Annotated in this window: 12 protein-coding genes; 8 read left to right on the forward strand and 4 right to left on the reverse strand. The window is 68.0% G+C overall.

The features are described 5' to 3' along the window. Window positions 1–77 precede the first annotated feature (77 nt). Both ACIA8C_RS28090 and ACIA8C_RS28095 read left to right on the forward strand, forming a co-directional pair. A complete protein-coding gene (locus tag ACIA8C_RS28090) occupies window positions 78–1,580 on the forward strand; it encodes a PstS family phosphate ABC transporter substrate-binding protein (protein ID WP_397139773.1) in 1,503 nt (500 codons plus the stop codon). A 79-nt stretch (window positions 1,581–1,659) separates the two neighbouring features. Next, complete coding sequence (locus ACIA8C_RS28095) at window positions 1,660–2,091, forward strand: carboxymuconolactone decarboxylase family protein (RefSeq protein WP_397140275.1); 432 nt, start codon at window positions 1,660–1,662, stop codon at window positions 2,089–2,091. 74 nt (window positions 2,092–2,165) lie between these two features. On the opposite strand, the gene ACIA8C_RS28100 is transcribed toward ACIA8C_RS28095, so the two are convergent. Continuing rightward, window positions 2,166–2,462 carry a hypothetical protein gene (locus tag ACIA8C_RS28100; protein ID WP_397139775.1) on the reverse strand — a complete coding sequence of 99 codons (297 nt, stop codon included), beginning with the start codon at window positions 2,460–2,462 and terminating at the stop codon, window positions 2,166–2,168. Between the two features lie 80 nt (window positions 2,463–2,542). Here ACIA8C_RS28100 and ACIA8C_RS28105 point away from each other — a divergent pair, with 80 nt between their 5' ends. The 6 genes from ACIA8C_RS28105 to ACIA8C_RS28130 all read left to right on the forward strand — a co-directional run bounded on the left by ACIA8C_RS28105 (window position 2,543) and on the right by ACIA8C_RS28130 (window position 9,080). Then, window positions 2,543–3,631, forward strand: a complete 1,089-nt coding sequence (locus ACIA8C_RS28105) for a winged helix DNA-binding domain-containing protein (RefSeq protein ID WP_397139777.1) — start codon at window positions 2,543–2,545, stop codon at window positions 3,629–3,631. A 429-nt stretch (window positions 3,632–4,060) separates the two neighbouring features. After that, complete coding sequence (locus ACIA8C_RS28110; RefSeq protein ID WP_397140277.1) at window positions 4,061–5,239, forward strand: glycosyltransferase family 4 protein; 1,179 nt, start codon at window positions 4,061–4,063, stop codon at window positions 5,237–5,239. After that, window positions 5,236–7,374: a glycogen debranching N-terminal domain-containing protein gene (locus tag ACIA8C_RS28115; protein WP_397139779.1), complete on the forward strand. Its 2,139-nt coding sequence runs from the start codon at window positions 5,236–5,238 to the stop codon at window positions 7,372–7,374. The genes ACIA8C_RS28110 and ACIA8C_RS28115 overlap by 4 nt, the downstream gene beginning before the upstream one ends. 102 nt (window positions 7,375–7,476) lie before the next feature. Continuing rightward, window positions 7,477–7,662: a hypothetical protein gene (locus ACIA8C_RS28120; protein ID WP_396992173.1), complete on the forward strand. Its 186-nt coding sequence runs from the start codon at window positions 7,477–7,479 to the stop codon at window positions 7,660–7,662. A gap of 45 nt (window positions 7,663–7,707) precedes the next feature. Then, window positions 7,708–7,881 carry a pyridoxamine 5'-phosphate oxidase family protein gene (locus tag ACIA8C_RS28125; RefSeq protein WP_397139781.1) on the forward strand — a complete coding sequence of 58 codons (174 nt, stop codon included), beginning with the start codon at window positions 7,708–7,710 and terminating at the stop codon, window positions 7,879–7,881. A 131-nt stretch (window positions 7,882–8,012) separates the two neighbouring features. Beyond that, on the forward strand, window positions 8,013–9,080 hold the full coding sequence (locus ACIA8C_RS28130; RefSeq protein WP_397139783.1) for an NAD-dependent epimerase/dehydratase family protein: 1,068 nt from the start codon (window positions 8,013–8,015) through the stop codon (window positions 9,078–9,080). Window positions 9,081–9,087: 7 nt separating this feature from the next. On the opposite strand, the gene ACIA8C_RS28135 is transcribed toward ACIA8C_RS28130, so the two are convergent. Genes ACIA8C_RS28135 through ACIA8C_RS28145 form a run of 3 tightly spaced genes read right to left on the reverse strand, consistent with a single transcriptional unit; the run spans window position 9,088 to window position 12,164 of the window. Further along, window positions 9,088–10,113, reverse strand: coding sequence for a sensor histidine kinase (locus ACIA8C_RS28135; RefSeq protein WP_397139785.1), 1,026 nt, complete (start codon window positions 10,111–10,113; stop codon window positions 9,088–9,090). Beyond that, window positions 10,106–10,810 carry a response regulator transcription factor gene (locus ACIA8C_RS28140; RefSeq protein WP_397139787.1) on the reverse strand — a complete coding sequence of 235 codons (705 nt, stop codon included), beginning with the start codon at window positions 10,808–10,810 and terminating at the stop codon, window positions 10,106–10,108. The genes ACIA8C_RS28135 and ACIA8C_RS28140 overlap by 8 nt, the downstream gene beginning before the upstream one ends. Before the next feature lie 4 nt (window positions 10,811–10,814). Then, entirely contained in the window at window positions 10,815–12,164 is a 1,350-nt protein-coding gene (locus tag ACIA8C_RS28145) for a hypothetical protein (protein ID WP_397139789.1), read from the reverse strand. Window positions 12,165–12,224: the final 60 nt, after the last annotated feature.

Raw genomic sequence — 12,224 nt, forward strand, 5'->3', positions numbered from 1 at the left:
TGATCGCGGCTGAAAATGGCTGTCAGACAGATCTTGTGGGGGTGGGTTGACCGTTGGGCGATTTTCCTATTGAAATCGTGCTGGCGCTCATCGGTATCGCGGTGCCGATCGGTGCGTTCCTGTACGAGTTCGTGATCGTCGGTCGCAAGCGCCTCGGCTACCGCGTGCAGATGGACACGCCCGTCACCGGTGAGATCGAATCGGTGTTCCCCGGCGTGCTGCCGCAGCTGCGCCCCGCGCTGGACGGGGCGAGCCCGGATCTCAAGGATCTCTCGATTGTCTTGGTGCGCATCGAGAACAGCGGCGCGACCCCCATCGACACCCTCGACTACAAAGCGCCTGATCCGGCGCGGATCGGCCTGCACCTGCGGTTCCCGCAGCGCCTGGTGATCGGCATGGCGGTGACCGAACTCAGCGATCCCGGCCTGGCCGACAGCCTGGACGGTGACTCCGGCATCGCGGTGCGCGAGGACATGGCCGGGCATATCGGCGTCATCGATCTGCCCAAGGTGCCGTTGAATCGTGGTGAGCACTACAAGATCCTGGCCATCCTGCAGCGCTCCGAGGGCACGGGGGAGTATCCCGTTCCGGTGCTGACCGGCGGCATCAAGGGCGGCCGCGTCCTGGAAACCAGAAGCCAGACCGGCATTCCCCGAATGATGTTGGGGCTGACCATTTTCCTGGTGCTGGTGATCGCCGTGCAACTCGTCGTCGCGGCGGTCGAGCCGTCACCGACCCCGCTGGAGTGTGCCTCGGGCACGCTCACCGTTGTCGGATCGTCCGCCTTCGCGCCGGTCGTGCAGGAGGCCGCCGATCTGTATGGGAAGCGGTGCACCGGAGCGCAATTCGTGTTCGGCTTCGAGGGCACCGAGCGTGGGCTGGACCTGCTGGCCGAGGAGGGCAAGGACAATTCGGCGCTGCTGGCGATCAGCGACGGTCCGAAGGGCAGCGGGTATCCCACGCTGATGTACCGCCCGCTGGCCTTGTCGCTGTTCACCGTGATCGTCAACAAGGATGTCGGCGTACCGAGCCTCACCGAAACCCAGATCCGGGACCTGTACCAGGGCCGGGTCGGCAATTGGCGCGACGTGGGCGGCCCTGATCTGCCGGTCGTGCTGGTGAATCGGATCCCCGGCTCCGGAACCCGAAACACGTTCGAGCGCAGGCTACTCGGCGCCGGCCAGCCCGACCGCACGCACGTGAGCTGTACCGCGATCAAGGGCACGGCGACCTCCGCCGGAGCGCAGTGCGATGTCCAGGTGACCAGGGACATGCAGAAGGCGGTCGGCGAAATCCCCGGTGCCATCGGCTATTCCGAGTTCTCCGAGGCGGTCGACGCCGGCCTGCCGACCGTCGCGATCAACGGCGTCACCGCGAACCGCGACGCGGCGATCAATCGCACCTACCCGTTCTGGGGTGTGGAATACGGCTACAGCTACGGTGAGTTGCCCGGTGACTCGCTGGCCGCGGCCTTCCTGCATTTCCTGGTCGATCAGACCGGTAAGGATGTGCTGCGTGCGCACGGTAACGCGCCGTGTGCGGAGCTGCCCGACCCGGGCCGGTGTCTGCCGGATTCGTGAGCGCGCGTCACACTTTCCAGGCCTGTCTCGTCTATCTGGTGTAGGAGAAGACCGAGGAAAGGACGACGACGTGTCACGGATGAAGCTGGCGAAGGTCGCACCGGAGCTGTACCAGGCGTGGTACGCCGCCGAGGGCGCCATCCGCCGCGGCCCGCTGGACCCGGTGGTCCGGGAGCTGGTCAAGATCCGCGCCTCGCAGATCAACGGCTGCGTGTACTGCATCGATCTGCACACGACCGATGCCAGGCTGGCCGGAGAAACCGAAAAGCGCATCTTCCAACTCAACGCCTGGCGCGAATCCGCGCTCTATACCGACGCCGAACGCGCCGCCCTCGGCTACGCCGAGGCGGTGACCAAGCTCGGCGACCACGGCGTGAGCGACGAAGTGTGGGCCGACGTCGAGCAGCACTTCGACGAAGGCGCCGCCGCCGGTTTGGTCGCAGTAACCGCAATGATCAACCTGTGGAACCGAATCGGCGTCCCCCTGCGCATGCAGCCCGACGTGGACTGACCCACCCCACCCGACCGAGGGCGCCCTTCATTCCGCCAGACAGGCCGAAGGGCCCATTCGGTCGGAATCGGGGGTCAGTCCGTGGGGGGCAGCATCGGGCGGGTGAAGTAGTCCTCGACCGGTAGGGGGCCGGTGTAGCGGCGGCAGGGGCAGCGGACCCATTCCCACGTGGCGGGGGCGATGGATCGGCGCTCCTCGGCGTGACATTCGCCGGCCTGCGCGTCGTGGATGGCGAGGTCGTGCCCGCATCCACACTTCGCGACGCTTCGTATCGCCTTGCCGCCTGCGTTGCCGCGGTGGCCGTAGCGTCCGACTGCCCAGCCGACGCCGAGGATTCCGGCTCCGACAGCCAGGGTGAGGGGATCGAACATAGGTTAATTGTACGTATACGTATGCGGACTGACTGCCGAAGGGCCCCGTTCTGTCGGTGGTATCGGCGAAGATGTCAGGCATGACGGAACTATCGCTGCGTGAGCTGAACCGAACCCTGCTGGTGCGTCAGATGCTGGCGCGGCGGGTCGCGATGACACCGTTGGAACTGGTGCGGCATCTGGTCGCGGTGCAGGGGCAAGAACCGAATTGGCCCTATGTGGGGATGTGGACCCGGCTCACCGACTTCGCGCACGACGACTTGGCCGCGCTGCTGCGGGAACGAAAGCTGGTGCGCTCGGCCATGATCCGCCGCACCGTGCACCTCGCCGACGCGCACGATTTCCGCTGGCTGCGCCCCACGGTGCGCCCGGTCGTGCACGCGGCGCTGCAGGCCGCGTATTACCGCGACGAGATCGAGGGCATCGATCTGGACGAGCTCGCCGCCGCAGGCCGGGAAATGCTGTCCGGGCGCATCCTGTCCCGCGCCGATCTCGGCACGCTGCTCGGCGAGCGCTTCCCCGGCAGGCACCCGCGCAGGCTCGCCGAGTCGGCCGAACTGCTGGTTCCCATGGTGCACAGCCCGGTCACGGGGGCATGGGGCAAATGGCGCAACCGCTCGGTCACCGTGGCTCTCGCCGACGAATGGATCGGCGAGCCGATGGAGACGACACCGCACGCGGAGACGCTGATCCTGCGATACCTTGCCGCGTTCGGCCCGGCCACCGTCGCCGACATGCAGGCATGGGCCGGTGTCACCCGGCTCGCGGAGGTGGTCGACGAGATGCGCACCCGCCTACGCGTTTTCACCGACGACCAGCATCGGGTGCTCTTCGACCTGCCGGAGGCCCCGCTAGCCGACCCGAATCTGCCGGTGCCGGTGCGCTTCCTGCCCGCCTTCGACAATGCGCTACTCGGCCACAAGGACCGGCGCCGGATCATCAGCGAGGAGGATCATCGGCGGATCGCCAAGGAGGCGTCGGGCGGAGTCCCGATGTATCTGGTCGACGGTTTCGTGCACGGCCGGTGGTCCTTGGACGACAGCACTATTCGAGTTACTCCGTGGCATCCGTTGTCCGCAGTCGACGCGGAAGAGCTGCGCGCCGAGGCTGAGCGCATGCTGACTTTCGTCGTTCCCGGTCAGGACGGAAAGATCGTTATCGAAGGCTGAGCGGATATCCAGTCCCGTAGACATGTTCGATTGAAACTCGCAAAGGCCGCTCCACCTGGGCATCTCGGCAATCGATCAGCAACGTATCCGACTGCGTGGTTTGAGAAGTCTCCGGTGAGGTACATCACTGGCGGCCCCCCTGATCGCGCGGCTAGCGACCAGGCCAACCAAGCCTTACGGACCGGCGGTGCAGCACCGGCTTCACCCTCCGCCGTGGCGGCCACCGGCTCGGCGCCCTGCGCTTCCGAGTGCTGGGTGTGTGCGCGAATTGCTATTGGTTGTGCCAAAGCAAATGGTTGTGTCCTGCATGGTGTGCCCTTTGGAAGGAGGGTCAATGAGCGAGCGTCAGCGAGCGAATCGACAACACAGTGCGCCCTCGCGCATGACGGAGCCGAGCGCCAGCGAGGTGGAGTCATGAGCGAGTTGCCCATGTCGGGTTCGGGTCAGGTTTCCACGTCGGACTTGCTGTCGATCGATCACAGCGGTTCCCGGTTTCGGATCGCGATGGTTGTCCCGCCCTACTTCGACGTGCCGCCCAAGGCATACGGAGGTGTCGAGGCCGTCGTCGCCGATCTGGTCGATTCGCTGGTGGCCAGAGGACACGACGTGACGCTGCTCGGCGCGGGCGAGCCGGGCACCAAGGCGACGAAGTTCGTTCCGCTGTGGGACCAGATCTGCCCCGAGCGGCTCGGCGAGCCGTTCCCCGAGGTCTTGCACGCGCTGCGCGCGCGCCGGGCGGTCGAGAAGCTGGCTGCCGCGGGCAGCATCGACATCGTGCACGAGCACACCTTCGCGGGCCCGCTGAACGCGCCGGCGTATAGGGGACTTGGCTTGCCGACCGTGGTGACGGTGCACGGGCCGGTCGAGGGCGAATGCTATGAGTACTACCGGGAAATGGGCGATGAGGTCTCGCTCGTCGCGATCAGCGACCGGCAGCGAGAGCTGGCTCCGGATTTGAATTGGGCTGGGCGCGTGCATAATGCTCTGCATCCCGAGGAGTGGCCGTTCCGTGCCGACAAGGACGACTACGCGCTGTTCCTCGGCCGCTTCAACGAGTGCAAGGCGCCGCATCTGGCGCTGGAGTCCGCGCACGCCGCGGGCATGCCGCTCGTGCTTGCCGGCAAGTGCAGCGAGCCGCCCGAGATCAAATACTTCGAGGAGCAGGTACGCCCGTTGTTGACCGACCAGGATCACGTGTTCGGCCTCGCCGACGCCACCGAGAAGCGAAAGCTGTTGGCGGGAGCGAAGTGCCTGCTGTTCCCGATCCGTTGGGAAGAACCCTTCGGCATGGTGATGATCGAGTCCATGGTGTGCGGCACTCCGGTAGTCGCGTTGCGCGGCGGCGCGGTGTCCGAGGTGATCGTGGACGGAGTGACCGGGCGCGTGTGTGACGACCCGGCCGAACTCACCGCCGCCATCGCCGAGGTGCAGACCATGGATTCGGCCGCCTGCCGCGCGCACGTCGAAGCGAATTTCGGCGCCGACACGCTGGGTCGCGGCTACGAGCAGATCTACCGCAAGCTGATGCGGGCGCGCAAGCGGACCGGATTCCGTTGGTACCAGGATCAGGCCGTGCCGATGCAAGCCACGGCGAGCGGACTCGCGTGACGGCGGATCCCACCGCCGCGCTCAGCCCCGCCCCACTGAATTCCGGTGAGCCAACGGGTTTCGGTGGGGCGGGCTCGGTGACGCTGGTGGAGGGCGGCACCTTCTGCCTGTCGAACCGGCTCGGCGATGTCGAGCCGGGCCGCCCGCACGGTCTCTTCTTCCGGGACGCGCGCGTGGTGTCCCGATGGGAGCTGCTGGTGGACGGCCATCCGCCGGAACCACTTTCGGTGCTCAGTCCGGAGGCGTTCGCGGCACGGTTCGTGCTGCGAAGACCGCCGACGGCCGGGCTGGCCGACAGCACGCTGCTCGTGGTGCGCGAGCGGATCGTCGCAGACGGCATGCACGAGGTGCTCACGCTGGAGAACATGGGCCGCGAGCCCACCGCGGTCACTCTCGAATTGCATGTCGACGCCGACTTCGTCGACCTGTTCGCGGTCAAGGAGGGGCGCGCCGGAAACGGCCGGTCCGAGGTGACGGTGGCGGAGGGCGAGCTGCTGTTCCACGATCGGGCCGATCGGATGCGCGGACTCTCGGTGTCGGCGACGGTCGAACCCACGGTGTTGCCGGGCGCTTTGGTGTGGCGCGTGGTGGTACCTGTCGGCGAGGTCTGGCAGACCGAGATCACCGCCCAGCCCACCCTCGGTAACCAGCGGTTCCAGGCGCCACTGGCACCGGGCGAGCACTACGGGGTCAGCGCGCCCGGGCGTAAGATCGCCGCCTGGCGGCACACCGCCACCGATGTGGCCGCGTCGCATCCGGAACTCAGCCAGGTGTTGCGGCGCACCGAAAGTGACTTGGGCGCCTTGCAGATTCATGATGATTCCGGCGAGAACAGACCGTTCGTGGCGGCGGGCGCGCCCTGGTTCATGACCCTGTTCGGCCGCGACAGTCTGCTGACCGCGTGGATGGCGCTGCCGCTCGAGGTCGACCTGGCCCTCGGCACGCTGCAGCAGCTGGCCGAACTGCAAGGCCAGACCGTTAATCCGCTCACCGAGGAGGAGCCGGGGCGGATCATGCACGAGATGCGCCGCGGCCCGGCGGGCGGATTGGTGCTCGGCGGCAACATCTATTACGGAACCGTCGACGCCACACCGCTTTTCGTGATGCTGCTGGCCGAATGTCATCGCTGGGGCGCGGATTCGGAGGCGATCAGAGAGCTGCTGCCCGCCGCCGACGCGGCGCTGGACTGGATCAGCGAATACGGCGACCGCGACGGCGACGGGTTCGTCGAATACTGCCGGGCCACCGATCGCGGTCTGGTCAACCAGGGGTGGAAGGACAGCTGGGACGGCGTCAACGACCTGGACGGCCACGTCACCGAGGCGCCGATCGCGCTGTGCGAGGTGCAGGGTTACGTGCACGCCGCGCTGCTGGCCCGCGCCGAACTCGCCGAGGCATTCGACGACTCGCACCGCGCCGGGGAGCTGCGTGATCAGGCCGCTCAGCTGCGCGGCAAGTTCGGCGAAGAGTTCTGGCTGCCCGAGCGCGGCTGGTATGCCATCGCGCTCGACAAGGGCAAGCGGCGCGTCGACGCGCTGACAAGCAATGCGGCGCACTGTCTTTGGTCCGGCATCGCCAGCGACGCGCACGCCGCCGAACTGGTGCAGCGACTGTCCGGCCCCGAGATGGACAGTGGGTTCGGATTGCGTACGCTCGCTTCGAATATGGGCGCCTACAACCCGATGAGCTACCACTGCGGCTCGGTGTGGCCGCACGACACCGCCATCGCGGTGGCCGGTCTGCTGCGCTACCGGCACGTGCCGGGCGCGGTCGACCTGGCGACCCGGCTCGCCACCGGATTGCTGGACGCCGCAACGGCTTTCGACGGCAGACTACCCGAGCTGTACTGCGGCTTCCCGCGCGCGCGGTTCCCGACCCCGGTGCCGTACCCCACCTCCTGCTCACCGCAGGCGTGGGCGAGCGCGGCTCCGCTGCTGCTGGTGCGGGCGTTCCTCGGCCTCGACCCCGACGTGCCAAATCGCACCATCACCGTGCGCCCGCTGGTGCCACCGGCGTGGGGCCGAATCACGTTGTCCGCGTTGCGCCTCGGCCCGATCACCGTCGACCTGGAGGTGGAAGGTGCGCAGGTCACCGCCGCCCGCCTACCCGACGACTGGCAGTTGATCACCCGATGAGCACGATCTTGGTATGAACAGCCCGGCATCGGGTACCCCACCGATGTAAGCATTTCGGTCATGCTTTTCAGGCTGATAGACGACGCAGGCTGGAGGCGCACCATGCAGACATCGCTGGATATGCGGGACCTGTGGAGCACACAGCACCGCGACTGCACGATCGAGCCCATGGATCTCGACATGGACCTCGCCCAATTCGTCCGCAGCACCCACGCGGGCCACGGCCCCGAATGCTGCCAATACCTGGCCGCCTCGGCCTACTACTTCGGCCACGCCGAAGTCGGCTGACGACACCGAGTCCGGGTAGCACGGCGCATCGGTAGTCTCCGACGGGTGACCCTCGAGCAAAACTGGGACGAATTCCGGCAAGTCGTCGCCCGCGGGAAACGGTCGACCGGCCATTGCGCGATCGCGTCGGTGGACGCTGACGGCACACCGAACGTCACGCCGGTCGGCACCGTGTACCTGCGCCATGGGAGGGCGTCGCCTGACCCAAGGCAGGAATGACGAAAGTCTGACGCTGCGGCGTGGCCGGGCGTGGAGTGGGCTCGGACCAGGCACGATCAAGGTATGACGCCAGTTCGAGCGAAAGTGGCCGTGATCGTCGCCCAGGCCGGGCCGCAGTCGAAGAAGCGTGGGTGATCGGCGTGCGAGTGCTGCTCACCGGCGCGGCCGGGTTCATCGGATCGCACATCCGCCGCGACCTGGTCGACGCCGGGCACGAGGTGATTTCGCTCGATCTGATGGTGTCCGCGGCGCACGGGCCGGACGCGTCGGCCCCGGAAGGCGTTGAGCGGGTGGATGTTCGCGACGGCGCGGCCCTGGATACGGCGCTGTGCGGCGTCGATGTCGTCTGCCATCAGGCGGCGGTGGTCGGCAACGGGGTGAGTGCGCAGGACGCGCCCGCCTATGCGAGTCACAACGACTTCGGGACCGCGGTGTTGCTGGCGGCGATGGATCGTGCCTGCTGCCGCAGGCTGGTGCTCGCGTCCTCGATGGTCGTGTACGGCGAGGGTCGCTATCGCGGCGAGCGTTGCGGGCCGGTCGAAGTCGGTGTTCGCCGGACCGAGGACTTGGCCGCAGGCATGTTCGAGTACCGCTGCCCGGACAGCGGCGAGATACTCACCTGGGATTCGGTGCACGAGGATGCGCCGTTGCGCCCTCGCAGCCTGTACGCGGCAAGCAAACTCGCACAGGAGAATTACGCTTCGGCCTGGGCGGCGGTGACCGGATCGTCGGTGACCGCCCTGCGTTATCACAACGTCTACGGCGCCGATATGCCGAGGGACACACCGTATTCCGGGGTCGCGGCGATCTTCCGGTCTGCGCTGGAAGCCGGAGATGCGCCGCAGGTTTATGAAGATGGCGGGCAGACAAGGGATTTCGTGCACGTCACCGATATCGCCGCGGCCAACCTCGCCGCGGTGGAGCAGCCGCTGCCCGGCTTCGTCCCGCTCAATGTCTCCTCCGGGCGTCCCATCACCATCCTGGAGGTCGCGGTCACGCTGGCGGCGGCGCGCGGTGGGCCGGACCCGGTGGTGACGGGGCGCTATCGCCCAGGCGACGTGCGCCACGTGGTCGCGGATCCGGACCGGGCCAGGCGCGCGCTGGGTTTCGCGGCGCGGGTGGATCCGGTCGACGGCCTGACCGAGTTCGCCTTCGCGCCGCTACGCGGTAGCGCGGGGGTCTGTGCGCCCACCTTGTGATCCGCGCTCAGTTGCCCGACAGCGGCAGGCGAACCTCGAAACGGCTACCGGTGGGCCGGTTCTCGGCGGTGATGTCGCCGCGATGCGCCTCGACCAGACCGGCCGCGATCGCCAATCCCATTCCGCTGCCGGTGGGCACGCCGTCGGCCGCGACCGGCGAACGGGCCGCGGTGCCGCGGTAGGCGACCTCGAAGATCCGCGGCAGATCCGCCTCGGCGATGCCGGGCCCGGTGTCGTCGACCCTGGCCCACGCCTGACCGTCGGCGGCACCCGCCGAGATGGCGACCTCACCGCCGGGCGGCGTGTGCGCGATGGCGTTGGACACCAGGTTGGTCAGCACCCGGCCGAGCGCCTGATCGTTGGCCGCCACCACGATTCGGCCGTCCGGCTGCTCCGCCCGCAGCGCGACCCGCGCACGTTCGGCGGTCGGCCGGTTCGCGGCCAGTACCTCGTCGATCAGCTCGCGCAGATCCACCGGTTCCAGTTCGAGTCGCAACGCACCCGCGTTGATCTTCGACATCTCGAACAGGTCGTCGACCATCCGCGACAGCCGGTTGGTCTCGATGCCGATCTGCTCGGCGTAGGACGCCACATCGGCCTGCCCGCTGACCACGCCGTCCGAGAGCGCCTCGGCCATCGCGCGAATGCCAGCCAGCGGGGTACGCAGATCGTGGCTCACCCAGGCGACCAGCTCGCGCCTCGACTTCTCGGCCGCCCGCTCCTGCTCGCGGATCTGCTTCTCCCAGACCATCTTCCGAGCCTGTTCGCGGCCGAGCAGGACGGCTCCCGGCACGGTGACCGCCGCGACGATGCCGAGCACCACCGCGGTGCGCTGGAGTTGCTCGGTGAACATCAGGCCGCTGACGCCGATGATGCCCGCGAGGGTGGACAGCGTCGGAATCAACACCAGCACAGCCATACTCGTGGTCACCGAGCGATTTCTGGTGGCGCGCAGGATCACCGCGCCGATCAACACCACCGGCACCGAGCAGGCCAGCGAGTACAGGATCAGCTGGGTGGTGTCCTCAGGCATCGACGGCTCCATTTCCCGGTTCGGTGCGCGCCCACGCGTACCCGCGACCCCACACCGTCTCGATGCGGTGGCGGGCGCCGAGTTTCGCGCGTAATCGCTTGATGTGCACGGTGACCGTGGACAGGTCGCCGAAGTCCCAGCCCCACACCTTGGCGAGCAGCTGTTCGCGGCTGAACACCTGCTGCGGATGCCGGAGCAGGAAGACAAGCAGATCGAACTCGCGTGGGGTGAGGTCCACCGGCCCGCCGTCGACCAGCGCGAGCCGGAACGCGGGACGCACCTCGATCGCACCGTCGCGCAGCGTCGGTGCGGTGTCCTCGCGCACCACCTTGGTGCGCCGCAGCACCGACGCGACCCGCAGTGCGAGCTCCCGGGGACTGAACGGTTTGGTGACGTAGTCGTCGGCGCCCGCCTCCAGCCCGAGCACCCGGTCGTCCTCGTCGCCGAGTGCGGTGAGCAGGATGACCGGGGTCTGCGGGCGCGGCCCCGAGCGGATCGCGCGGCAGATCTCGATGCCGTCCGGCGCGGGCATCATCACGTCGAGCACGGCCAGCTCGAGCTGATCGCCCGCGTCCGCGAGCGCCGCCAAAGTCGATGGGCCGTCGGCGGTTTCGCGGACGGTCAGGCCGTCTCGTTCGAGGTAGCGTCGCACCACGTCCCGGACAACGGGATCGTCGTCGGCGATCAGGATGGTCATCGTTTCACCAATTCGTCAGGAGCAGATGAGCCAGCACCAGCGTTCCGATGCTCTGCACCGCGAGCCAGCCGCGGACGCTGGACCGCGGCAGGAAAGCGGGCGCGGCGAGCAGCCACATATCGAACGGTAACCAGATGCGTTCGGTTTCGGCCTTACTCAGCCCGCTGATGTCCGCGGCCAGGATCGCACACGCGCCCGCGGCGACCAGCAGCGACGTCGGATCGAGGGCACGCAGCAGGCGCGGCGACAACGCGCGATGCAGCGCCGCGGCGGTGCCGAGGCCGACCGCGCAGACGGTCGCGGCCAGATTGCCCCACCACCAATACGAATACGGCCGGTTCTTGGCGACGCCCTGGTAGTAGCGCTCGACCACCAGGTGATAGCCGTCCAGCCACCAGAATCCGGCGAGGGTGAACGCCGCGACCACCACCAGCGCACCGGCCAGCGCGGGCAGCAGCGGCCGAAAGGTCCGGCCCGCAAGCATTACCGCGGCCGCGGGGATCGCCATCAACGTCAACCCATAACTCAGATAGATGCCGAAACCGAACAGCAGTCCCGCTGCGATCGCCGCGGCGTAACTCCCGCCCGGCCGGGCCGCGAGGGCGAGCAACGCGACCGCCCACGTCGTGACCCCGGCGAACATCGCGTCGGCGGAAACGGCGATCCAGACGGCGGCGGGCGCGAGCGCCAGAAACGGTAGCGCGGCCCGTGCTCGATCCTCGTTGCCGAGCGCTCGCAGCGCGACCGCGACCGCGACCACCGCGCTGGTGCCGATCAGCATGCACGCCAAGCCCGCCCAGGCGCTGCCGCCGAGTCCGATGCGATCCAGCAGCACGAAGAAGAGCAGTGCGCCCGGCGGATGCCCGGACACGTGGGTGGTCCAGGAGTCCGGCTGGAAATCGAGGATGCGGCCGGAGAATTCGCGCAGCAGCACGCCGATGTCGGTCACGCCGCCGACCTCGTGTAGGTATTCGTTGGGATCGTTGAACCGCGCGGTGAATCCGCGCCGCCAGCCGTCGATCATCGCCAGCGAGAACGTCCAGCCGAGCGCGGTGATCCACGAGATCGCCAGCAGCGGCCGCCACGGTAGGCGCCGGGCCAGCGCCGGACCGCGGACGACGACGAGCGCCGCGAGGACGATCGCGGGGCCGCTGCCCCAACCGACGTGCGGCAGCCAGGAACCGAATATCGGCGCGGCGGCGGCATAGAGCGTGCTCCGCCACTGTTCGCTGGCAATTCGCGGTACCACAAAGGCCGTCGTGACCAACGCGGCGGCAATACCCGCGCCGATCAGGTCGCCGCGGCTGCGGACACGCGGCGGATCAGTAGTCGCGACCTCGGAGACGTCATGCACGGCTATCACGATAGGTCGGCGGTCGAGCGGTTATCGCTGTTCCGACCGCGTTTTCTGACG

This window comes from Nocardia sp. NPDC051321 (assembly GCF_044455225.1).
Taxonomy (GTDB): domain Bacteria; phylum Actinomycetota; class Actinomycetes; order Mycobacteriales; family Mycobacteriaceae; genus Nocardia.